Raw genomic sequence first — 22,597 nt, 5'->3', positions numbered from 1 at the left:
TTCACATTGGTGATCCACAGATGGACTTCAAAGACTATTACAAGATACTTGGCGTAGAGCCCACGGCGGATGATAAGGCGATCAAGGCCGCGTACCGCAAGCTGGCGCGCAAGTATCACCCCGATGTCAGCAAGGAGCGCGACGCCGAGGACAAGTTCAAAGAGGCCAACGAGGCCTACGAAGTGCTGGGCGACGCGCAGAAACGTGCCGAATTCGACGAAATCCGCAAGTACGGCGGCCAGCATGGCCGGCCGTTCCAGGCGCCGCCGGGCTGGGAAAACCGGGGCGGTGGTGCTGGTGGTGGTTTCGAAGGTGGCGACTTCTCCGACTTCTTCAGCTCGATTTTTGGCGCGCGCGGGGGCAACCCCTTTGGTGGCGCCCGGCAACAGCGCAGTGCAGGCAGGCGAGGGCAGGACGTGGAGCTGGAACTGGCGGTTTTCCTTGAGGAGACCCTGAGCAAGGAGTCCAAGCAGATCAGCTTCCAGGTGCCGCAAACCAATGCTGCCGGGCAGCGCACCGGGTTCACCACCAAGACCCTGAACGTCAAGATCCCTGCCGGGGTGACCGACGGCGAGCGCATTCGCCTCAAGGGCCAGGGTGCGCCGGGCAGTGGCGGCGGGCCCAATGGCGACCTGTTCCTGACCATCCGCATGGCACCGCATCCGCTGTTCGATGTCGAAGGTCATGACTTGATCATCACCGTGCCATTGGCACCGTGGGAGGCTGCGCTGGGCACCAAGGTGGCGGTGCCGACCCTGGACGGCAAGATCAACCTGACCATCCGCCCCGACAGCCAGAGCGGCCAACGCCTGCGGGTACCGGGCAAGGGCCTGGCCAACAAGCAGGGCGAGCGCGGCAACCTCTACGCGCAGCTGAAAGTGGTGATGCCGACGGCATCCGACGAGTCTACCCGTGAACTGTGGGCCAAGCTTTCCGAGAAGGCCGCGTTCAACCCGAGGGCACAATGGAGTAAGTGATCATGAGCAGCACCTTGATCGTTCAACTGGACATGCGCACCCTCTGCCAGGAGGCCGATATTACGGCCGACTACGTGATCGAAATAGTCGAACACGGCATCGTCGAACCCTCTGGGCGAACGCCCGAGGATTGGTTGTTCGACGATCAGGCGCCGCTTTTGGCCAAGCGTGCGGCGAAGCTGCACCAAGAGTTGGAACTGGAGTGGGAAGGCGTGGCGCTGGCGCTGGAGCTGCTGCAGGAAGTGCAGCAGTTGCGCAGTGAGAACAGCATGCTGAAGCAGCGCTTAGGTAGGTTTATCCAGATGTGAGTCTGTCTGCCTGCACCGGCCTCTTCGCGGGACAAGCCCGCTCCCACAGGTACCGCACTGAATCAGATTACAGTGGGGTACCTGTGGGAGCGGGCTTGTCCCGCGAAGTGGCCGGTACAGCCAGCACAATACTTAAGCGGGCTCAGCCCCCGGGTTCAGCACCAGTTGCATGAAGGTCAGGTCCAGCCACCGCCCAAACTTCACCCCCACCTGCGGCATCTGCCCGGTCACCACGAACCCCAGCCGCTCATGCAGGCGTACCGACGCCGCATTGCCACTTTCGATCGCTGCCACCATCACGTGCTTGCCACAGCCCCGCGCACGCTCGATCAACGCGGCCATCAACACCGGCCCCAAACCCTTGCCGCGCTGGTCGCCACGGATATACACCGAGTGCTCGACGGTATGGCGAAAACCCTCGAACGGCCGCCAGTCGCCGAACGATGCATACCCCAGCACGCCGGTCTCATCCACTGCCACCAGGATCGGGTAGCCCTGTTGTGCCCTGGCCTCGAACCAGGCCTGGCGGTTGGCCAGGTCCACCGGGGTTTCGTTCCAGATCGCCGTGGTGTTGCGCACGGCGTCGTTGTAGATGTCGAGGATACCCGGCACGTCGGCGGGCAAGGCGTCGCGGATTTCGTGGCTCATTGCAGCGTCTCACAAGGTCGATGGGCGCAGATTAAATGGTTACCAGCCCGCGTACACCCTCGGCTTGCATGTTTTCACCACGCCCACGCTGGATGATCTCGCCACGCGCCATCACCAGGTACTGGTCGGCCAGTTCTTCGGCAAAGTCGTAGAACTGCTCGACCAGCAGGATGGCCATGTCGCCACGCTCGGCCAGGCGCCGGATGACCGCGCCGATTTCCTTGATCACCGAGGGCTGGATGCCTTCGGTGGGCTCGTCGAGAATCAGCAGGCGCGGGCGGCTGGCCAGGGCACGGCCAATGGCAAGTTGCTGCTGCTGGCCCCCAGACAAGTCGCCGCCGCGGCGCTGTTTCATCTGTTCCAGTACCGGGAACAGCTCGTAGATGAAGGCGGGCACTTCGCGGGCCTCGCGGGCGGGAAAGCGCGACAGGCCCATCAGCAGGTTTTCTTCCACGGTCAGCCGCGGGAAGATCTCGCGGCCTTGGGGCACGTAGGCGATGCCGGCGTGGACCCGTTGCTGGGGCTTGAGCGTGGTGATCGGCTTGCCTTCCCATTCGACGCTGCCTTCGCGGGCGGCGACCAGGCCCATCAGGCAGCGCAGCAGGGTGGTCTTGCCCACGCCGTTGCGGCCCAGCAGGCAGGTGACTTCGCCGACCTTGGCCTCGAAGGACAGGCCGCGCAGGATGTGGCTGCCGCCGTAGTATTGGTGCAGGGTGTCAATCTTGAGCATGTCATGTCCCTGAGTTTCTTGTTGTGGCTGCACCGGCCCCTTCGCGGGGCAAGCCCGCTCCCACAGGTTCACCACAGTTTTCGGATGGAGTGATCCCCTGTGGGAGCGGGCTTGCCCCGCGAAGAGGCCGGTGCAGGCTGTTTGAATCATCGGCCCAGGTACACCTCGACCACGCGCTCATCCGCCTGCACCTGCTCCAGCGACCCCTCCGCCAGCACGCTACCTTGGTGCAGCACGGTCACATGGTCGGCAATGCTCCCGACAAACCCCATGTCGTGCTCCACCACCATCAGCGAATGCTTGCCGGCCAGGCCCTTGAACAGTTCGGCGGTGAACTCGGTCTCGGCGTCGGTCATGCCGGCCACCGGTTCATCGAGCAGCAGCAGTTGTGGTTCTTGCACCAGCAACATGCCGATCTCCAGGAACTGCTTCTGGCCGTGAGACAGCAACCCCGCCTGGCGCTGCGCCAGGGATTGCAGGCGCAAGGTGGTGAGCACCTCGTCGATGCGCTGCTGTTGCTCACCACTCAACCGCGCGGCCAGGCTGGCCCACACCGACTTGTCAGTCTTCAGGGCCAGCTCCAGGTTCTCGAACACGGTCAGTGCTTCGAACACCGTCGGCTTCTGGAACTTGCGGCCGATGCCGGCCTGGGCGATCTGGTATTCGCTCATGCGGGTCAGGTCGAGGGTGTCGCCAAAGAACGCGCTGCCGGTGTCGGGGCGGGTCTTGCCGGTGATCACGTCCATCATCGTGGTCTTGCCGGCACCGTTGGGGCCAATGATGCAGCGCAGTTCACCGACGCCGATGTACAGGTTGAGCGCGTTGAGGGCCTTGAAACCATCGAAGCTGACGCTGATGTCTTCCAGGCTCAGCACCGTGCCATGGCGGGTGTCCAGGCCCGCTGTACGGCGGCTGCCCAGGCCGATGGCGTCGCGGCCGGCGCCGAGGTTGTCGAACACCGGTTCAAGCATGAATTCTGGATGCACAGGGGGCACGCCTCTCATGGTTGGCTCCTTTTCTTCAACAGACCGACCACGCCCTTGGGCAGGTACAGGGTGACGAGAATGAACAGCGCACCGAGGAAGAACAGCCAGAACTCCGGGAAGGCCACGGTGAACCAGCTCTTCATGCCGTTGACCAGGCCAGCGCCGAGCAGCGGGCCAATCAACGTGCCACGCCCGCCAAGGGCGACCCACACGGCGGCCTCGATGGAGTTGGTCGGCGACATCTCGCTGGGGTTGATGATGCCCACTTGAGGCACGTACAGCGCACCGGCAAGGCCGCACAGCACGGCGCTCAGCACCCACACCAGCAGCTTGAAACCGCGTGGGTCGTAGCCGCAGAACATCAGGCGGTTTTCAGCGTCGCGCACGGCGGTGAGCAGGCGGCCGAATTTGCTTTGGGTCAGGCGCCAACACAGGTACAGGCTGGCCAGCAGCAGGCCGACAGTGAGCAGGAACAGCACCGCGCGGGTGCCTTGCGCGGCGATGTCGAAGCCCAGGATGGTGCGGAAGCTGGTGAAGCCGTTGTTGCCGCCAAACCCGGTTTCGTTACGGAAGAACAGCAGCATGCCGGCAAAGGTCAGGGCCTGGGTCATGATCGAGAAGTACACGCCCTTGATCCGCGAACGGAAGGCGAAAAAGCCGAACACCAGCGCCAGCAGGCCCGGCGCCAGCACCACCAGGCACAGCGCCCAGGCAAAATGCTGAGTACCGGCCCAGTACCAAGGCAGTTCGGTCCACGACAGGAAGGTCATGAAACCCGGCAGCCCGTCCCCGGCGGCCTGGCGCATCAGGTACATGCCCATGGCGTAGCCACCGAGGGCGAAGAACAGGCCGTGGCCCAGCGACAGCAGCCCGGCATAGCCCCAGACCAGGTCCAGGGCCAGGGCGACGATGGCATAGCAGAGGATCTTGCCGACCAGTGTCAGGGTGTAGGCCGAAACCTGCAGGGCATGGTCCGCCGGCAATAACGACAGCAGCGGCAGGGCCAGCAACAGCAGGACGACGACAGCGCCGATGGCCAGCGACAGGCGCGGCCCGGCTTTTTGCGAAGCGGTGACAAGCAGTGGCTGGTTCATCAGTCGATTACCCGTCCCTTGAGGGCGAACAGGCCTTGCGGGCGCTTCTGGATGAACAGAATGATCAACGCAAGGATGAGGATCTTGCCAAGCACCGCGCCGATCTGCGGCTCCAGCAGCTTGTTGGCGATGCCGAGACCGAAGGCGGCCCAGAGGCTGCCAGCCAGTTGCCCGACACCGCCGAGCACCACCACCAGGAACGAGTCGATGATGTAGCTTTGGCCAAGGTCCGGGCCGACGTTGCCGACCTGGCTCAAGGCCACGCCACCCAGCCCGGCGATGCCCGAGCCCAGGCCAAAGGCGAGCATGTCGACGCGCCCGGTGGACACACCACAGCAGGCGGCCATGTTGCGGTTCTGGGTCACTGCGCGCACGTTAAGGCCAAGCCGCGTGCGGTTGAGCAGCAGCCAGGTGAGCAGTACCACGGCGAGGGCGAAGCCGATGATCACCAGGCGGTTGTACGGCAGCACCAGGTTGGGCAGCAGTTGGATACCGCCGGACAACCACGCCGGGTTGCTCACTTCGACGTTCTGCGCGCCGAACAGTAGGCGGATGGCCTGGATCAGGATCAGGCTGATCCCCCAGGTTGCCAACAAGGTTTCCAGTGGGCGGCCGTAAAGGTGACGGATCACCGTGCGCTCCAGCGCCATGCCGACCCCGGCGCTGACGGCGAAGGCCACGGGCAGGGCGATCAGCGGGTAGAACTCGATCGCGCCGGGGGCGTAACGCTGCAGCAGCACCTGGACCATGTAGGTGCTGTAGGCCCCGAGCATGAGCATCTCGCCATGGGCCATGTTGATCACCCCGAGCAGGCCGAAGGTAATCGCCAGGCCCAGGGCTGCCAGCAGCAGGATCGAGCCCAGCGACAGGCCGCTGAAGGCTTGGCCGAGCAGTTCGCCGACCATGAGTTTGCGTTTGACCTGGGCCAGGCTGGTTTCAGCCGCCGTGCGCACGGCGGCGTCGCTTTCGACGCCGGGCTGCAGCAGCGCTTCCAGGCGCGTACGGGCGACCGGGTCGCCGGTCTCGCCCAGCAAACGCACGGCGGCCAGGCGTACGGCAGGTTCGCTGGCACCCAGTTGCAGGTTGGCCAAGGCCAGGCCCAGGGCTGCGTGTACGGCTGCGTCCGGTTCGCTGGCAAAGCGCCGGTCGAGGAAGGCCATCTGTGCGGGTTGCGCGCTCTTTTGCAGTTGCTGGGCAGCGGCCAGGCGAGTGTCGCTGTTGTCGCTGAGCAACTGGTGGCTGGCCAGGGCGTTGTCGATCAGGCTGCGCAGGCGGTTGTTCAGGCGCACCTTGCGGGTGTCGCCCTCGGCGATGCGGCCTTGGCGCAGGTTTTCCAGCAGCGGCAGGCGCTCGGCATCGGGTTGGGCTGCCCAGCTTTCGAGCAGGCGGGCTTGCTCGGCGGGCTTGGCGGTGAGGAAGAATTCGCCCTCACTGGCCTGGGTTGCCAGGGGCAGCAGGAGCAGCAGGGTGAGCAGGAGTCTGAGCATGCGGGTAATCCTGGAAATCGGCGGTGGATTCTTCGCGGGGCAAGCCCGCTCCCACAGTGAACTTGTGTAAAGCGATCTCTGTGGGAGCGGGCTTGCCCCGCGAATGGGCCGCACAGCGGCCCCGTGCACTCAGTTACCTTTCACCGCATAGTCAGGGCGTTTGTCGTTGCCCGGAATGAACGGGCTCCAAGGCTGTGCCCGCAGCGGCTGCTCGGTTTCCCAGACCACACTGAACTGCCCGTCATCCTGGATCTCGCCGATCATCACCGGCTTGTGCAGGTGGTGGTTGGTCTTGTCCATGGTCAGGGTGAAGCCGGACGGTGCCTGGAAGCTCTGGCCAGCCAGTGCCTCGCGCACCTTGTCGACATCGGTGGACTTGGCTTTTTCAGCCGCCTGCGCCCACATATGGATGCCCACATAAGTGGCTTCCATCGGGTCGTTGGTCACCGCCTTGTCGGCGCCCGGCAGGTTCTTGGCCTTGGCGTAGGCCTTCCAGTCGGCGACGAACTTCTGGTTGACCGGGTTATCCACCGACTCGAAGTAGTTCCACGCGGCCAGGTGGCCCACCAGCGGCTTGGTGTCGATGCCGCGCAGTTCTTCCTCACCCACCGAGAACGCCACCACGGGCACGTCGGTGGCTTTCAGGCCTTGGTTGGCCAGCTCTTTGTAGAACGGCACGTTGGAGTCGCCGTTGACGGTGGAGATGACCGCCGTCTTGCCGCCCGCGGAGAACTTCTTGATGTTGGCGACGATGGTTTGGTAATCGGCGTGGCCGAACGGGGTGTAGACCTCTTCGATGTCCTTGTCGGCCACGCCCTTGCTGTGCAGGAAGGCGCGCAGGATCTTGTTGGTGGTGCGCGGGTACACGTAGTCGGTACCCAGCAGGAAGAAGCGCTTGGCGCTGCCGCCTTCTTCGCTCATCACGTATTCCACGGCGGGGATGGCCTGCTGGTTAGGCGCGGCGCCGGTGTAGAACACGTTCGGCGACATCTCTTCGCCTTCGTACTGCACCGGGTAGAACAGCAGGCCGTTGAGCTCCTCGAACACCGGCAGCACCGATTTGCGCGACACCGACGTCCAGCAGCCGAACACCACGGCGACCTTGTCCTGGGTCAGCAGCTGACGGCTCTTTTCGGCGAACAGCGGCCAGTTGGACGCTGGGTCGACCACCACCGCTTCGAGCATCTTGCCGTTCACACCGCCCTTGGCGTTGATCTGGTCGATGGTCATCAGCGCCATGTCCTTGAGCGACGTTTCGGAAATGGCCATGGTCCCGGACAGCGAATGCAGGATGCCGACCTTGATGGTCTCGGCGGCCTGGATGCTCCAGCTAAGACCCATCGCCGCAATCGATGCGCTGAGGGTAAAGGCCTTGATCAGACTGCGACGCTTCATGTGCTCTCTCCGCTGAGATTTTTTATGGTGTTGGCCAAGCGGGAGGGGCGTTGCAAGGGGTGTGCCGAGTGGCGGAAGGTGCGTAATAGAGGGGGTGTGCGAGGTGTTGGGGCGTTTGCGAGGTCCAGGTTGGTGCCTTACAGATGTGTGTGCACAGGATTGGGGCTGCAAAGCAGCCCCATGCGGCATCAGCCGTTACGCACCGCCGTGCGCGGATGGCGTTTGCTGCGCACACCCTGGTAGGTCACTGCCAGCAGCACGAACCAGATCGGCGTCACCAGCAGCGCTGCGCGGGTGTCGTCTTCCAGGCTCAGCAGCACCAGAATGCCGGCAAAGAACACCAGGCACACGTAGCACATGAAGCGCCCGCCGGGCATTTTGTACTTCGACGCCTGGTGCAGTGCGGCGCGGCGTTTGCGGTAGCTGAGGTACGACAGCAGGATCAGCGTCCAGACGAACATGAACAGCACCGCCGACACCGTGGTGACCAGGGTGAACGCCTCGACCACATCGGGCACCAGGTAGATCAGCACCGCGCCCAACAGCAGGCAGGTGCACGAGAAGTACAGGCCGTTGGCCGGCACGGCGCGCCGCGACAGCTTCTCGAACGCGCGGGGGGCATCGCCTTCCTGGGCGAGGCCGAACAGCATGCGGCTGGTAGAGAACACGCCACTGTTGGCCGACGAGGCGGCCGAGGTCAGCACCACGAAGTTGATGATGCTGGCCGCCGCTGGCAGGCCGGCCAGCACGAACAGTTCGACGAATGGGCTCTTGCCCGGGACCACATCGCGCCACGGGGTCACGGCCATGATCGCGATCAGCGCCAGCACGTAGAACACGATGATACGGATCGGGATCGAGTTGATCGCCCGTGGCAAGGTGCGTTCGGGGTTCTTCGCTTCCGCGGCGGTGGTGCCGACCAGCTCGATACCGACGAAGGCGAACACGGCAATCTGGAACCCGGCAAAGAAGCCCATCAGGCCATTAGGGAACATACCGCCGTCATTCCACAGGTTGGCCAGTTGCGCGGTGCGCCCGCTCGGCGATTCGAAGCCGCTGATGACCATGTACAGGCCGGTGGCGACCAGGCCGAGGATGGCGACGATCTTGATCAGCGCGAACCAGAACTCGAGTTCGCCGAACATCTTCACGGTAACCAGGTTCAGCGACAGCAGTACCGCCACGCAGGTCAGCGCGGGTATCCACTGCGGCAGGTCGGGGAACCAGAATTGCGTGTAGGCGGCAATCGCGACCACGTCGGCGATACCGGTGACTACCCAGCAGAACCAGTAGGTCCAGCCAGTGAAGTAGCCAGCCCAGGGGCCGAGCAGGTCGGCCGAGAAGTCGATGAACGACTTGTAGTTGAGGTTCGACAGCAGCAATTCGCCCATGGCGCGCATGACGAAGAACAGCATGAAGCCGATGATCATGTACACGAAGATGATCGACGGGCCGGCGAGGCTGATGGTCTTGCCCGAGCCCATGAACAGGCCGGTGCCGATCGCGCCACCGATGGCGATGAGCTGAATGTGACGGTTGGTCAGGTTGCGCTGCAGATGCTGCTCTTCAGCGGGCGGGGAAGAGGTCCGGGTCATTGGCTGCATTCCATTGAGGGTCAGTCTTTTTGTGAAAGCCGAGTAGGCTAACACGGGCGTCCCAGTTCGGGGCGCGACAGATCGACACGACCTTTGCGGTGCAGCGTTGTACCTGTTGCCGGCCTCTTCGCGGGCAAGCCCGCTCCCACAGGTATTGTGTTGCGCTTGAGAAGCACGTCACCCTGTGGGAGCGGGCTTGTCCCGCGAAGAGGCCCGTAAGGTCACAGCAAGGATCAGGCGCTGGCCAGCACTCGGCGCCTGCGCACCACCAGGCTATCGACCAGCCACATCACCACCATCGACACCCCCACCAGCGGGAACATCACCCCCAACACCACCATCACCGCAACTGCCGTCTTCCAGCGCGGCAGGTCATGGCGCAGCGGCGGCACTCCCAGCCCGCCAGCCGGCCGGCGTTTCCACCACATCACCAGGCCACTGACCGAACCCAGCAAAATCATCAGGCACACCAGCAGAATGATGGCCTGGTTGAACGCCCCGAACATCTTGCCCTCATGCAGCATCACGCCCAGCTCGGTGGCACGCGCAACCGGGCTGTAATCCTGCCAGCGCACGTCGGCCAGCACCTTGCCGGTGTACTGGTCGACATGCAGCGTGGCATCGTTGCGCGGGTCGTCGGCGAATACCGCAACGGTGAACACGCCGTCGGCCGTGGTCGGCAAGGTAATGCTGTAGCCCGGTTCGACCTGGCGCGCAGTGGCGATGTCCTCGACCTGCTGCAGGCTCACCTGCGGCGCTGCCGGGGCATTCGACATCATGTGATGCCCGGCATGTTCGGCATGGGCGCCGGACTGCGGCATGGGGGTGTTTTCCATTGCCCAAGGCACCGTCTGGCGATGGGCGCTGTTGAGCTCACCTGCCTGCTGATCGGACTTGGGTACGTCGTTCCACATCGCGGCGGGGAAGCGGTTCCACAGATCGGCGTATTGCTTGCCCCACAGGCCCGTCCAGGTCATGCCACTGAGCAGCATCAGCAGCAGCAGGGCCGAGCCCCAAAAACCCGTCACTGCATGCAGGTCACGCCACAGCAGCCGACCGCGTGCGGAAAAACGCGGCCACAGCACGCCCGCGCTGTTGCGCCCACGTGGCCACCAGAGGTACAGGCCGGACACCACCAGCACGATGCCCCAGCCTGCCGCCAGCTCCACCAGGCGGTCACCGACCGTACCGACCATCAACTCGCCGTGCAGGGCACGGGCAATCGCTTGCAGGTTCTGCTTGCCGTCCTGCGCACCGAGCAGCTTGCCGCTGTAGGGGTCGACGAACACGTTCAGTTCACGGCCGCCGTCATGCACCACGAACTGCGCGCTGCGTTCGGCATTCAGGGGCGGCAGGTACTGCCCCACATGGCCTTGCGGATACGCCTGGCGTACCTCGGCCAGCATCACATCTGCGGCCTGTCGCTGATGGCCGGCTTCGACCACCATCAGGTCGCGGTACAGCAGCGGGTCGAGCTGCGGCTTGAACAGGTAGATGATCCCGGTGATCGCCAGCAGGATCATGAACGGGGCGACGAACAGCCCCGCGTAAAAATGCCAACGCCAGGCCAGGTTGTAGAAAGAGATGCGTGTTCCGCGCATGGGAACCTCCTGTTTGACCAGGTGAGGGGCGCGACCGTGGCCGCGCCCGTTGTTGTTGTCAGAAGCTGAAATCGACCTTGGTCCAGAAGGTCCTGCCTGGCTCGTTCACCGGCTGTGGATCTGTGGCCGGGTAGCCGAACCCGGCGTTCCCGGCCAGGTTCAAGTGCTCGGCGTAGGTGTTGTCGAACAGGTTGTCGACCCCTGCGCTGAGCTTGAGGTTGTTGTTCACCTTGTAGGCACCATTGAGCGAGAACACACCAAAGCCCGCGCTCTTTTCGTAGTCCTTGCCGACCACGTTGCCTTGGTTCTCGGCGATGCGGTTTTGTGCGGCCACCAGCCGCCACAGCGCACCCACACTCCAGACGTCGCGGCTGTAGGTCAGGCCCAGGCGGCTTTCCAGGGGCGGCATTTGAGGTAGCGCTTTGCCATCACTGCTGTTCTTGCCCCAAGCGTAGGCCAGGGTTGCGTCGGCCTTCCAATTTTCGCTGAGCTTGTAGGCCGCGCCCACTTCGCCGCCCATGATGCGGGCGTCGATGTTCTGGGCCTGGGACGTGCTCATGCCCATCATGCCGGTGCGGTAGTCGAACAGGATGTAGTCACGGATCTGCCCGACATAACCCGATGCCCAGGCTTCGAGGCGGGCGTCACGGTACTGGATGCCGAAGTCGAGCTGGGTGGTCTTTTCCGGCTTGATGCCGTCGAAGGCGTTGGCTGCGCCGGCTGGCGCCAACTTGGGCGAGAACAGCTCCCAGTAGTCGGGGAAGCGCTGGGCGTGGCCGAGGCCGACGTAGGTGGTAGCGGGGATGGCCGCCAGGTCATGTTCGTAACGGACGAAACCGCTGGGCAGGGTGTCTGCACGGGTGTCGCCTTCGGTGGCGCTGCCTTTACGGAAGTCGCGGGCCGAGGCGCGGTCCAGGCGGGCGCCGGTGATCAGCCGGTCCTCGCCACTGACGTACCAGGTCAGCTCACTGAAGGCACCGTAGTTGTGGAAATCGGCATCCTTGGTCCAGGCCTGGCCTTTGTGCGCATCGACGCCCATGCCGCCGCGCTGGCGGTGTTCGTTGGTCTGCGCATCGATACCGCTGACCAGTTGCACGTCGGCCCAGCGCCAGGTCGCCTTGACCCTGGCGCCCATCGTGCGGCGGTCGACGTTGCTGACCATCGGCATGCCCATCATGCCGCTGCCCGAGGGCGTGCGCAGGCTGTAGTTGTCCATCACGTGGTCGGCGTAGTTGTAGTAGACCTGTGCCTCGACCTTGTCGAGCACCTCGCCGAGGTTGGACTTCTCGAAGCGCAGCCCAAGGCTTTCACGCTTGAACTGCGAGCCGTCCATGCCGCGCCCGGCATAGCGTGCTTCGCCATCGCCCTTGCCCGCGGTGAGTTCCAGCAGGGTGTCCTGGTCCGGGGTCCAGCCGAGGGTCACATCGCCGTTCCATTTGTCCCAGCGCGAGGGCACGGTGTCATCGTTGCCGTCGTGGTAGTCGTCCGAGCGCGACTGGTTGCCGACGAAGCGGGCGTAGGCCTGGCTGTTGCCTGCGGCGGCGTCCAGCACTTTGTCGAAGCGGCCATTGGAGCCGGCCAAGAGGCTTGCGTTGACGCGGCTGCCGAGGGTGCCGAACTGTTCGGGCTCACGCTCGAAGAGGATGGTGCCGGCCGAACCGCCAGGCCCCCAGATCACGCTTTGCGGGCCTTTGATCACGGTCAGGCGGTCGTAGGTTTCCGGCGAGATGTACGAGGTGGGGGCATCCATGCGGTTGGGGCAGGCGCCCAGCATGACGCCGCCATTGGTGAGGATGTTCAGGCGTGAACCGAACATGCCGCGCAATACCGGGTCGCCGTTGGTGCCGCCGGAGCGGATGGCCGAGAAGCCAGGGATGGTCTTGAGGTAGTCGGCCCCGTCGCTGGCCGGTACCGGCTGGCGAGGGTCTTTCGGGTTGGTGACCACGGTCAGCGGCGAGCTGGGCGCCACGGCAGTGATCACCGTCGGGCTCAGCTCGGGTGCGTCGTGCGCGTGGTCAGCGTGGCCGAGGTCGCTGGCCAGGGCCACGGGCGCGAGCAGCGAACCGCACACGGCGGCGATGGCCCCACGCAGGGACAGGGCAAAAACAGGGGTGCAGCCGGACATAATGATTCCAGTCGATCAGTCATGAGTGGGCGCGAAGCCTCCTGGCTCCGTGCGAACAATGGGTGTTCAGACGCTGATCGAGGAAGGCGGTGCGCGGCTGCGTGCGCCAGGGAATACAGCCTGCCGGGCATGCCCCTGGTGCGTGGCGGCAGTAAGGTGGGTGGTGGGTACTACGATGCTGGCACTGAGCGGGCTGAGGGTTTGTGGCAGTGCGGGGCAGTTGAACAGCAGGCTGCAGTAACCGCACTTTTCCCACATCACATGCAATTGGCCATCGTCACCGTGGCCGTGATGCGAGTCGGCGCCATGCTGATGCCCGGTGGGCATCGACATGTCCATCGGCATGTTCATGCCGGCGTGGTGATCCATCGGCATCGACTGGGAAATCAGCGGGCCGATGAAGATCATCCACATGGCGAACAGGCTCAGCCAACCGCCACCGACGCGCCTGCGTTCAGGGCGGGTGGTACGGCTGAGGCTGTTGCGCGGCAGGCTCATGGCGAGTGCCTGTCAGCTAATGGTCAGTGCGCGTGTTCGTGGGCCTGGGGCGTTCCCGAGGGCGCCTCTTTCTGCACGGCGACTTCGACGGTGACGTCACCGGCTTTTTCAAAATGCAGGGTCAGCGGGAAACGCTTGCCGTCGGTGAGCAGGCTGCGGTCTTTAGGCTGCATCAGCATCACGTGGTAGGCGCTGGGGGCGAAGGTCACCTCCTTGCCAGCGGGCACTACCACGTTGGGCACCTGCTGCATCTTCATGGTGCCGCTGGCCGTCATGGCGTGCTCGTGCAATTGGGCGTCGTCGCTGATGGGGCTGTCGACACTGAGCAGACGATCATCCGCCTGGCCATTGTTGTGCACGACGAAATAGGCGGCGACGTTGGGTGCATTCGGTGGAAGTTGCAGCGACCAGGGGTGCGCGATGTGCAGGTCGCCCACGGTGTATTCATGGGCAGTGGCGAAGGCGCTGGGCAGCAGCAGGGCAGCCACGACGAGAGCGTGCTTGAGCATAGTGAGTCTCCGATCTGTTCAGGTTCAGGCAGACAGCGTGAGCAACTCAGACCAAAGGGGAGGCGCGGGGGTTGAGCGCGGGCCATAGCTGGCGCGGCGTGGGTTGGTAATCGGCAAGCTGCGGCGAGTACCCGGCGTGCAGGGGCGGCGGGTTATGCAACTGCGGCGGGTAGCCCGGCAGGGCCAGCAGCGGGGCAGCACCGGAGCAGCACCAGCAGTTCATCATGCTGGCGCTGTCATCGCTCTGCGGGCCGAGGTCGATCTTGGCCAGGGCCTGGACGTCGACCTTGGCCTTGTTGGCCATGCTGGAACAGAACGTCCCCCACAGCAACTGCTCGGCCGGGCCCTTGGGCGCGGCAGAGGACAGCGGCATGGCCAGCAGGTTGAACAGCACTGCTAGGCAGGCTATCCAGGCAATGTGCCGACGTGGGGGCATGGAGAGATCCGGTCAGGAATCGTGGTGGCTATTGTAAGGCGCAGTATAGGTAAAAAAGGTGGGGTGCGGTGAAGTGACGCAGTTGGCGGGGGTTTTGGGGGCTGCTCTGCAGCCCATTCGCGGGGCAAGCCCGCTCCCACAGGGTGTGGGAGCGGGCTTGCCCCGCGAATGGCCGCAGAGCGGCCCCGGCAATCTCAAACCTTGTTGCGGCCCATCAAGCCGCGCACGGTTTCTTGCAGGTCGGCCGGCAGCACCACGACTTTGGCATTGTCGCTGCTGGCCAGGTTCTCCATTGCGCCGATGTACCGTTCGCCCAGCAAGTACATGGCCGGCACGGTCTCGTTACCCACCGCGTCCTTGACCAGCGAAATCGCCCGCGCCGAAGCCTCGGCCAGGTTGATTTGCGCTTCGGCGTCCAGCTTGGCCGATTGCAGACGCGCTTCTGCCCCGAGGATCGCGGCCTGTTTGGCACCTTCGGCACGGGTCACGTCGGCTTTACGTTCACGCTCGGCGGCGGCCTGGCGCTCCATGGCCAGTTGCATGTTCTGTGACGGCTTGATGTCCTGAATTTCTACCGAGCGCACAGTCACGCCCCAGTCTTCGGTCTGTTCGGACATCGCTTCGCGCAGGCGTGCTTTGATCTGTTCACGGCTGGACAGGGCCTCGTCCAGGTCCATGGCCCCGACGATGGCGCGCAGCGAGGTCATGGTCAGGCTGGTGACGGCGAAGGAGAAGTTCTGCACGCCGTAGGAGGCCTTCTGTGGGTCGACCACTTTGGCGAAGCACAGGGCATTGGCGACGATCACCGCGTTGTCTTTGGTGATGATTTCCTGCTCTTGCACATCGAGGATGATGTCTTTGGTGGGCAGGCGATAGGCGACCACGTCCACGTAAGGAATGACGATGTTCAGGCCGGGCTTGAGGGTGTTGTTGTAGCGGCCCAGGCGCTCGACGATCCACTCTTCGCCCTGAGGCACGATACGCACCCCCTTGAACACGGTGATCAGGACGAACAGGGCGAGGGCGCCCACGACGATAAGGCTGGTCATGATACGAACTTCCTTTTAGGACGGATTCAGGCCCGGATGACGCGGGCGGTGTTCCCTTCGATGGCGGTAAGGCGCACGCGCTCGCCGGATGGAATGTCAGTGTCGGCGACGCAGGTCCATTCCTCGTTGCCGAGGATTGGCTTCTGGAAACGCACGCAGCCTTTCTGGAACTCGGAAACGCTGGCGGTGAGCAGGCCGACTTCGCCAATCACGCTGTCGGCTGTCCAGCGCACATCCGGCTTCTTGTTCCGGAACACCTTGAACCACAGCGCAGTGGTGACTGAAGAAAGCAGCACCCACAGCAGCATCTGCATATCCAGTTGCAGGCTGGGCGCGGCGAGCGAGATGAGCGAAACCAGCACGGCGCCGATACCGAACCAGAGAATGAAGAACGTGGGCAGGACCAGTTCGAGCAGGATCAGCGCGATACCGAAGACCAGCCATATCCACCATTGCATGTCCATATGAATGAAGCCTTCTGGGGGAGAGGGCTGAAGTCTAAGGCAACGGAGCGAGCAAAGGCCATTCGAGTGCGACCGCGTGAAGCGGTGGCAAAGTCGATAGGCGCTGTAGGACAGCAGAACTAACCGTTACGCTGTCAGGGCGAAACGAGCCAGTCTTCAACCCTTAGACCGGGTACTCGTTGAAACTCGCGCACATTATTAGTCACCAAAATTAAGCCAAGCGCTCGGGCATGCCCGGCAATCAGTTGGTCGTAAGGACCAATGGGGGTCCCTGATCTGGCCAATTCCGCACGAAGCTGACCACTGTGCTCAGCCGCATGGCTATCGTAATCGAGTACTTCAAGGCGCGCGGCAAAGCCCTCGACCACCGAGAGATTGCGCTCAGGATGATCCGACTTCTCAGCGCCGTAGATCAGTTCCATCAAAGTGATTGTGCTGATCGCCAATTGACCGTGATGGCGATTGAACGCTTCGCGGACGCGTTGCGGTTTATTCTTGATCGTGAAAATGCAGATATTGGTGTCGAGCAGGTACCTGAGCATTAAAAACCTTCACGTTCCTGGTCTGCAGGTTGGTCACGGCTGGCCATGTAATCCGCGCTTGCAGGCTCACTTTCGAACCAGCTGTCCCATGATTCACCAGCAGGTGTGATGATGCGCGTACGCCCAACTGCAACAATATCCACTCGGGTGATGCCATCGGGAAGTGCGACGGATTTTGGCAAGCGGATGGCCTGGCTGCGGTTGCTTTTGAAGACAGCACCTTGCTCCATGATGGGCCTCCTAGGGTAGCGACAATGTGTGACAGAAGTTTAGGTTGCATGTCGTATATGTCAATGGGATATACGTCATGACTGGCGAGCAGTCAAAGCGTCAGCCTGGCAAGCAACGCGTCTGAGTGAATGAATGTCTCATCGACCACCGGCAGTTCCGGCCGCCGCAGGATCAATACTGGTATCCCTAGCTCCCGCGCCACGTCCAGCTTGGGCTCGGTCGCCACGCTGCCGCTGTTCTTGCTGATCAGGACGTCGATCTTGCGGCGCGCGAACAACACACGTTCGTCTTCGATTCGGAATGGCCCGCGTGCGCCGATAACCTCGCAACGTTCGTTACCGGGGCAGGCCTCCAGTGCGCGCAAGGTCCAGAACTGATCCGGCGGGATCTCTGCCAGGTGTTGCAGCGGCTCGCGGCCCAGCGTGAACAGCGGCCGCCGGAATGGCGCGAGCGCCTCGATCAGCCCCGCCCAGTCGTCCACTTCGCGCCAATCGTCACCCGGCTGTGCCTGCCAGGCGGGGCGGCGCAGCGCCCAGCAGGGGATACCCGCACGACGTGAAGCGAGGGCGGCGTTGCGGCTGATCTGCGCGGCATAGGGGTGGGTGGCATCGATCAGCAGGGTAATGCCCGCCTCGCGCAGGTACTGGGCAAGGCCTTCAGCACCGCCATAGCCGCCGACGCGCACCTGGCAGGTCAGGTCCTGCGGTACGCGGCCGATGCCTGCCAGGCTGTAGACGTGCTGCGGGCCCAACTGGCGGGCGATGGCCAGGGCCTCGGTGACGCCGCCCAGCAGCAGGATGCGCGCGCTCATTGCACACCTGCCTGGCCTACGATGCCGCCTTGGCGGTCGATGGCGAACACCTCTACCTGCACCTGCGGCGGCACCACGCTGCGGGCGAAGGCCAGCGCGTGCGCGCAGACGGCGTCGCCCAGGGCGATGCCTGCGGCATGCGCCAGCGCCAGGGCTTGCTGGCTGGTGTTGGCGGCGATGATCGCGGCCTGAAGGTTTGCGTCGGCGCCGATATCCGCTGCCCAGCCGGCCAACTGCGGCAGGTCGATGCTTGAGTGGCGGCTGTGCAGGTCCATGTGCCCGGCAGCCAGCTTGCTGATCTTGCCGAACCCCCCGCACAGGCTCAGGCGGGGTACCGGCACCTTGCGCAGGTGCTTGAGCACGGCGCCGACGAAGTCGCCCATCTCGATCAGGGCGATTTCCGGCAGGCCGTAGACCCGGCGCATGGTGTCTTCGCTGGCATTGCCGGTGCAGGCGGCGATGTGCGTGTAGCCGTTGGTGTGGGCCACGTCGATGCCCTGATGGATCGAGGCGATGTAGGCCGCGCAGGAAAACGGCCGGACGATGCCGCTGGTGCCCAGAATCGACAGCCCGCCGAGGATGCCCAGGCGCGGGTTCATGGTTTTCAATGCCAGCTGTTCACCGCCCTGAACATTGACCGTGACTTCGAAACCGCCGCGGTAGGCGCACTCGTCAGCCAGGCGTTGCAGGTGTTCGCCCATCATGCGCCGGGGCACTGGGTTGATCGCTGGTTCGCCCACCGCCAGTACCAGCCCCGGGCGTGTCACGGTGCCGACGCCTTGGCCTGCGACGAAGCGGATGCCGGGCTCTGCCAGCAGGCGGACCTGGCTGAACAGCAGGGCACCATGGGTCACGTCCGGATCGTCACCGGCGTCCTTCAGCGTGCCGGCTTCGGCATATTCGCCATCGCGGCGGCAAAACTCCAGGCGCATCTGCACGACCTTGCCCTTGGGCAGGGTGATGCTCACGGCGTCGCTGCAGACGCCGGTCAGCAGCAGGCGCGCCGCCGCGAGGCTGGTGGCGGTAGCGCAGCTGCCGGTGGTCAGGCCGCTGCGCAGGGGCGCGGGCTGCTCGTGGGTTTCTTCACGCATCGAGGGGCTTCACCACATCGAGCAAGGTGATTGGCAGTGCCTGGCGCCAGGTGTCGAACGTGCCCAGCGGCTGCGCATGGGCAACATGGATGCGGGTCAATTCACCACCGTGTCGCTCGCGAAAGTGCGCCAGGGCCAGTTCGCTTTGCAGGGTGACCGCATTGGCCACCAGTCGCCCGCCGGGGCGCAGGCGCTGCCAGCACAGGTCGAGCACGCCTTCACGCGTTACCCCGCCACCAATGAAGACCGCGTCGGGCTGCTCAAGCCCTGCCAAGGCTTCAGGCGCTTTGCCACGGACCAGTTGCAGGCCGGGAACGCCCAGCGCATCGCGATTGTGTTCGATAAAACCCTGGCGCCCTGCGTCGGCCTCGATGGCTAGCGCACGGCAGGCGGGGTGGGCGCGCATCCACTCGATGCCGATCGAGCCGCAACCCGCGCCCACGTCCCACAGCAGCTCGCCGGGCAGGGGGGCGAGGCGGGCCAGGGTGATGGCGCGGACATCGCGCTTGGTCAGTTGGCCGTCGTGCAGGAAGGCGCTGTCCGGCAGCCCGGCGACCTGTGGCAGGCGGTGGGCGTCGGGCGCGGCGAGGCACTCGATGGCCACCAGGTTGAGCGCTGCAACCTGGGTGTGAGGCCAGTCCTGGGCGGTGCCCGCCACTTCGCGTTCATCTGTGCCACCCAAGTGTTCGAACACACGCAGGCGGCTCGGCCCGAAGCCACGCTCGCACAGTTGTGCGGCGATTGCTGCTGGGCTGTCACCGTCGTTGCTCAGTACGAACAGGCGGGTGCCACTGTGCAGGTGTGCATTGAGCGCCGCCAGCGGCCGGGCGACCACCGACACCACCTGCACGTCCTGCAGCGGCCAGCCGAGGCGGGCGGCGGCCAGTGCACACGAGGAAGGCATCGACAGCACTCGCATCTCGCTGGCGGGCACCTGGCGCGCCAAGCTGGCACCGACGCCGAAGAACATCGGGTCACCGCTGGCCAGCACGCAGACCGGTTCGCCGCGCTGGGCGAGCACGGGCGCCAAAGAGAAAGGGGTTGGCCAAAGCAGCCGCTCGCCGACCACGCAGCGTGGCAGTAAAGCCAGTTGGCGCGGGCTGCCGAAGATCCGCGAAGCGCCCAACAGGGCACGCCGGGCCTGCTTGCCAAGGCCATTGAAGCCGTCTTCGCCGATGCCTACTACTGTCAGCCAGGGTGCCATGTGTTTCAATCCGCCATTTCTGAGGCCGCTTCGCGCCCCGGGTAAACGATAAGCTCGACCACCGGCTTTTCATGCCGCCGGACAAAGCAGGCATAATACCGCGCCTTCTACACTCAAGCGCACTTTCACAGATTGCCGGACACCCCTTTGAAGCAGGCCCATGCCCCCGACGTTTCACCTCGCCCCTCGGCCTGCCCGGGGTTGTGGCGCATCGTCAGTGCCCGTGATGGCGGCATTTGCCGCATCAAGCTGCCGGGTGGCCTGCTGCTGGCCGACCAGGCCGATGCCGTGGCCGAGGCCGCCGAGCGCTTTGCCGGTGGCGTGATCGAGGCAACCAACCGCGGCAACCTGCAGATTCGCGGTATTGGCAGCGACCACCAAGGCCTGATCGCCAGGCTGCTCGCGGCAGGCCTGGGCCCGCGCGAAGCCGCCGGTGACGATGTGCGCAACCTGATGCTCAGCCCGCTGGCCGGGCATGACCCTGCCATGTTGCTGGATGCCCGGCCGCTGGCGGGGCAGATCCTCGACCTGCTGGAAGGCACGCCGCGTTTTCACCAGTTGTCGGCGAAGTTCGCCGTGCTACTGGACGCCGGCGAAGGCCTGGCGATGCTTGAGCATCCGCATGACCTGTGGCTCTCGGCGCTGCCTATCGAGCAGCGGACGTGGCTGGCGTTTGGCCTGGCGGGCTGCCCCGCCGATGGCCAGGTGCTCGGGGCGGTGCCGGTGGAGCAGGGCCTGGCCCTGGTCCGTGCGGTGCTGGAGCGCTTCCTTGACCTGGCCGCTGTGGACCAGTCGCGCATGCGCCAGTTGCTCGAATGCTATTCGCCCGCGGCGTTCGTCGAAGGGCTCGGCCTGGACATCCGCCGCGATGCCGCCGTGCTTGAATGGCGCCGCCCGACACGCCAACCCGAGTGGCTGGGTGTGTTGCCACAAGCCCACGGTCTCGCCCTGGGCGTTGCTCCGCCGCAGGGCCGCTTGACCCCCGAGATGCTGCGGGGTGCCGCGCGCATCGCCCGGCACCAGGGCGACGGCAGCCTGCGCCTGAGCCCTTGGCAAAGCCTGGTGCTGACCAATCTCGACCCGGGCCAGATCACGCAAGCCCAGGGCGAGTTGTCCACGCTGGGCCTGCTGTGCCACAGCCACGAGCCACTGGCCCGCATCAGCGCCTGCACCGGCAGCAGTGGCTGCGCCAAGGCACAGGGCGAAACCAAGGCCGATGCCGTGGCTTTGGCCGCGCTGCTGGGCCCTGGCGTGCCGGGCAGCGTGCACCTGTCCGGGTGCCCCCGATCCTGCGCCGTGGCCCATATTGCCCCGGCCACCTTGCTGGCCCGTTCACCGGGCCGTTACGACCTGTATGTGCGCGATGCGCGCCTGCCGGGCTTCGGCGCCCTGCGTGGCATCGACCTCACCTTGAACGAAGCAGGCGCCATGCTCGACCTGCCGACGGAGCACCTTGATGATTGACTACATCCGCGATGGTCAGGAGATCTATCGCAATTCCTTCCGGATCATCCGTGAGGAAGCCCGACTCGAGCGGATACCCGCAGACCTCGAAAAGCTCGCCGTGCGCGTGATCCATGCCTGCGGCATGGTCGAAGCCATCGACGGCCTGCAGTTCTCCGAAGGGGCCGGCCGCGCCGGCCGTGAAGCCCTGGCCAAGGGCGCACCTATCCTCTGCGATGCGCACATGGTCGCCGAAGGCATCACCCGCGCGCGCCTGCCCGCCGACAACAAAGTGGTCTGCACCTTGCGCGACCCGAGCGTGCCTGGCCTGGCCAAAGACGCCGGCAATACCCGTTCCGCCGTGGCCCTGGAGCTGTGGCGGCCGTACCTTGAAGGCAGCGTGGTGGTGATCGGCAACGCCCCGACCGCGCTGTTCTACCTGCTGGAGATGATCGACGCCGGCGCACCCAAGCCTGCGCTGATCCTCGGCTTCCCGGTCGGCTTCGTCGGTGCGGCCGAATCCAAGGCCATGCTCGCCGCCGACAGCCGTGGCGTGCCGTTCGTGATCATGCAAGGCCGCCTGGGCGGTAGTGCGATGGCCGCCGCGGCAGTCAACGCCCTTGCCACGGAGGTGGAATGATGGCACCACGTGGACGTCTGCTTGGCCTGGGCGTAGGCCCCGGCGACCCTGAACTGATCACCGTCAAGGCGCTGCGCCTGTTGCGCGAGGCGCCGGTGGTTGGCTACTTCGTGGCCAAGGGCAAGCGCGGCAATGCGTTCGGCATCATCGAGGCGCACCTGCAGCCAGAGCAAACCTTGCTGCCGCTAGTCTACCCGGTCACCACCGAGGCCCTGCCGGCACCGCTGTCCTATGAACAGGTCATCAGCGACTTCTACGATGAAGCCAGCGTGCAGGTTGCCGAGCACCTGGACGCCGGCCGCGATGTGGCGGTGATCTGCGAGGGCGACCCGTTCTTCTACGGCTCCTACATGTACCTGCATGACCGCCTGGCGCAGCGCTATGAGGCTGAAGTGATTCCTGGCGTCTGCTCGATGCTTGGGGGCGCCTCGGTGCTCGGCGCGCCGTTGGTGTACCGCAACCAGAGCCTGTCAGTGCTGTCGGGCGTGCTGCCGGCCGAGGAGCTCAAGCGGCGCCTGGCCGATGCCGATGCCGCGGTGATCATGAAGCTGGGCCGCAACTTCCCCAAGGTGCGTGACGTGCTGGCCGAGCTGGGCCTGGACGGGCGTGCGCTGTATGTCGAGCGGGCGACCATGGCCAACCAGAAGATCGTGCCGCTGGCGGACGTCGACCCCCTGTCGTCGCCGTACTTCTCGCTGATCATCGTGCCGGGTGAAAAATGGCAGGGATGAGC

At 64.7% G+C, this 22,597-nt stretch carries 24 protein-coding genes; 5 read left to right on the top strand and 19 right to left on the bottom strand.

The window, feature by feature from the left end:
- Nucleotides 1-20 precede the first annotated feature (20 nt).
- On the top strand, nucleotides 21-977 hold the full coding sequence (cbpA, locus tag HU764_RS23030) for a curved DNA-binding protein (RefSeq protein WP_027592565.1): 957 nt from the start codon (nucleotides 21-23) through the stop codon (nucleotides 975-977).
- Between the two features lie 2 nt (nucleotides 978-979).
- Nucleotides 980-1,285, top strand: a complete 306-nt coding sequence (locus HU764_RS23025) for a chaperone modulator CbpM (RefSeq protein WP_027592566.1) — start codon at nucleotides 980-982, stop codon at nucleotides 1,283-1,285.
- Between the two features lie 132 nt (nucleotides 1,286-1,417).
- On the opposite strand, the gene HU764_RS23020 is transcribed toward HU764_RS23025, so the two are convergent.
- The 19 genes from HU764_RS23020 to cbiE all read right to left on the bottom strand — a co-directional run bounded on the left by HU764_RS23020 (nucleotide 1,418) and on the right by cbiE (nucleotide 19,781).
- On the bottom strand, nucleotides 1,418-1,933 hold the full coding sequence (locus tag HU764_RS23020; protein ID WP_186677396.1) for a GNAT family N-acetyltransferase: 516 nt from the start codon (nucleotides 1,931-1,933) through the stop codon (nucleotides 1,418-1,420).
- A 31-nt stretch (nucleotides 1,934-1,964) separates the two neighbouring features.
- Nucleotides 1,965-2,663, bottom strand: a complete 699-nt coding sequence (gene urtE / locus HU764_RS23015) for an urea ABC transporter ATP-binding subunit UrtE (RefSeq protein WP_027592568.1) — start codon at nucleotides 2,661-2,663, stop codon at nucleotides 1,965-1,967.
- 146 nt (nucleotides 2,664-2,809) lie between these two features.
- Nucleotides 2,810-3,667, bottom strand: coding sequence for an urea ABC transporter ATP-binding protein UrtD (gene urtD, locus HU764_RS23010; protein WP_186677400.1), 858 nt, complete (start codon nucleotides 3,665-3,667; stop codon nucleotides 2,810-2,812).
- The gene (urtC, locus tag HU764_RS23005) at nucleotides 3,664-4,743 is read right to left on the bottom strand and encodes an urea ABC transporter permease subunit UrtC (protein ID WP_027592570.1); all 1,080 of its coding nucleotides are present in this window, start codon (nucleotides 4,741-4,743) and stop codon (nucleotides 3,664-3,666) included. The genes urtD and urtC overlap by 4 nt, the downstream gene beginning before the upstream one ends.
- Nucleotides 4,743-6,230: an urea ABC transporter permease subunit UrtB gene (gene urtB, locus HU764_RS23000; protein WP_186702381.1), complete on the bottom strand. Its 1,488-nt coding sequence runs from the start codon at nucleotides 6,228-6,230 to the stop codon at nucleotides 4,743-4,745. The genes urtC and urtB overlap by 1 nt, the downstream gene beginning before the upstream one ends.
- A gap of 129 nt (nucleotides 6,231-6,359) precedes the next feature.
- Nucleotides 6,360-7,625: an urea ABC transporter substrate-binding protein gene (gene urtA / locus HU764_RS22995; RefSeq protein ID WP_027592572.1), complete on the bottom strand. Its 1,266-nt coding sequence runs from the start codon at nucleotides 7,623-7,625 to the stop codon at nucleotides 6,360-6,362.
- Nucleotides 7,626-7,813: 188 nt separating this feature from the next.
- Nucleotides 7,814-9,220: a D-serine/D-alanine/glycine transporter gene (gene cycA, locus HU764_RS22990; protein ID WP_027592573.1), complete on the bottom strand. Its 1,407-nt coding sequence runs from the start codon at nucleotides 9,218-9,220 to the stop codon at nucleotides 7,814-7,816.
- Nucleotides 9,221-9,453: 233 nt separating this feature from the next.
- Nucleotides 9,454-10,821 carry a PepSY-associated TM helix domain-containing protein gene (locus HU764_RS22985; RefSeq protein WP_186702380.1) on the bottom strand — a complete coding sequence of 456 codons (1,368 nt, stop codon included), beginning with the start codon at nucleotides 10,819-10,821 and terminating at the stop codon, nucleotides 9,454-9,456.
- Between the two features lie 58 nt (nucleotides 10,822-10,879).
- Complete coding sequence (locus HU764_RS22980; protein ID WP_186702379.1) at nucleotides 10,880-12,946, bottom strand: TonB-dependent copper receptor; 2,067 nt, start codon at nucleotides 12,944-12,946, stop codon at nucleotides 10,880-10,882.
- Between the two features lie 66 nt (nucleotides 12,947-13,012).
- Complete coding sequence (locus HU764_RS22975) at nucleotides 13,013-13,444, bottom strand: DUF2946 domain-containing protein (RefSeq protein WP_186702378.1); 432 nt, start codon at nucleotides 13,442-13,444, stop codon at nucleotides 13,013-13,015.
- Between the two features lie 23 nt (nucleotides 13,445-13,467).
- Entirely contained in the window at nucleotides 13,468-13,953 is a 486-nt protein-coding gene (locus HU764_RS22970; protein ID WP_027592577.1) for a copper chaperone PCu(A)C, read from the bottom strand.
- Nucleotides 13,954-13,999: 46 nt separating this feature from the next.
- Nucleotides 14,000-14,389 (bottom strand): DUF2946 domain-containing protein, encoded by a 390-nt coding sequence (locus HU764_RS22965; RefSeq protein ID WP_186702377.1) that lies wholly within the window; start codon nucleotides 14,387-14,389, stop codon nucleotides 14,000-14,002.
- Between the two features lie 194 nt (nucleotides 14,390-14,583).
- Nucleotides 14,584-15,438: an SPFH domain-containing protein gene (locus HU764_RS22960; RefSeq protein WP_186702376.1), complete on the bottom strand. Its 855-nt coding sequence runs from the start codon at nucleotides 15,436-15,438 to the stop codon at nucleotides 14,584-14,586.
- A 26-nt stretch (nucleotides 15,439-15,464) separates the two neighbouring features.
- Complete coding sequence (locus tag HU764_RS22955) at nucleotides 15,465-15,902, bottom strand: NfeD family protein (RefSeq protein WP_186702375.1); 438 nt, start codon at nucleotides 15,900-15,902, stop codon at nucleotides 15,465-15,467.
- A gap of 134 nt (nucleotides 15,903-16,036) precedes the next feature.
- Nucleotides 16,037-16,444 (bottom strand): type II toxin-antitoxin system tRNA(fMet)-specific endonuclease VapC, encoded by a 408-nt coding sequence (vapC, locus tag HU764_RS22950; RefSeq protein WP_027592581.1) that lies wholly within the window; start codon nucleotides 16,442-16,444, stop codon nucleotides 16,037-16,039.
- Nucleotides 16,444-16,674 (bottom strand): type II toxin-antitoxin system VapB family antitoxin, encoded by a 231-nt coding sequence (vapB, locus tag HU764_RS22945; RefSeq protein ID WP_085272331.1) that lies wholly within the window; start codon nucleotides 16,672-16,674, stop codon nucleotides 16,444-16,446. Before vapB ends, vapC begins: the two co-directional genes overlap by 1 nt.
- A gap of 92 nt (nucleotides 16,675-16,766) precedes the next feature.
- Nucleotides 16,767-17,486, bottom strand: coding sequence for a cobalt-precorrin-6A reductase (locus tag HU764_RS22940; protein ID WP_186702374.1), 720 nt, complete (start codon nucleotides 17,484-17,486; stop codon nucleotides 16,767-16,769).
- Nucleotides 17,483-18,577 (bottom strand): cobalt-precorrin-5B (C(1))-methyltransferase, encoded by a 1,095-nt coding sequence (locus HU764_RS22935; protein WP_099430552.1) that lies wholly within the window; start codon nucleotides 18,575-18,577, stop codon nucleotides 17,483-17,485. Before HU764_RS22935 ends, HU764_RS22940 begins: the two co-directional genes overlap by 4 nt.
- Nucleotides 18,570-19,781: a precorrin-6y C5,15-methyltransferase (decarboxylating) subunit CbiE gene (gene cbiE / locus HU764_RS22930; RefSeq protein WP_186702373.1), complete on the bottom strand. Its 1,212-nt coding sequence runs from the start codon at nucleotides 19,779-19,781 to the stop codon at nucleotides 18,570-18,572. The genes HU764_RS22935 and cbiE overlap by 8 nt, the downstream gene beginning before the upstream one ends.
- Nucleotides 19,782-19,913: 132 nt before the next feature.
- On the opposite strand from cbiE, the gene cobG reads away from it, so the two are divergent.
- The 3 genes from cobG to HU764_RS22915 are packed head-to-tail and all read left to right on the top strand — an operon-like array spanning nucleotide 19,914 to nucleotide 22,595.
- Nucleotides 19,914-21,245 carry a precorrin-3B synthase gene (gene cobG / locus HU764_RS22925; protein ID WP_186677421.1) on the top strand — a complete coding sequence of 444 codons (1,332 nt, stop codon included), beginning with the start codon at nucleotides 19,914-19,916 and terminating at the stop codon, nucleotides 21,243-21,245.
- Nucleotides 21,238-21,864, top strand: coding sequence for a precorrin-8X methylmutase (locus HU764_RS22920; protein WP_027592587.1), 627 nt, complete (start codon nucleotides 21,238-21,240; stop codon nucleotides 21,862-21,864). The genes cobG and HU764_RS22920 overlap by 8 nt, the downstream gene beginning before the upstream one ends.
- The gene (locus tag HU764_RS22915) at nucleotides 21,861-22,595 is read left to right on the top strand and encodes a precorrin-2 C(20)-methyltransferase (protein ID WP_186702372.1); all 735 of its coding nucleotides are present in this window, start codon (nucleotides 21,861-21,863) and stop codon (nucleotides 22,593-22,595) included. The genes HU764_RS22920 and HU764_RS22915 overlap by 4 nt, the downstream gene beginning before the upstream one ends.
- Nucleotides 22,596-22,597 lie beyond the last annotated feature (2 nt).

The organism is Pseudomonas kermanshahensis, assembly GCF_014269205.2.
In the GTDB taxonomy this organism is placed as follows: Bacteria; Pseudomonadota; Gammaproteobacteria; order Pseudomonadales; family Pseudomonadaceae; genus Aquipseudomonas; species Aquipseudomonas kermanshahensis.
The sequence above is the reverse complement of the archived record's forward strand: the minus strand, read 5'-3'. Positions and strand labels throughout refer to the sequence as shown.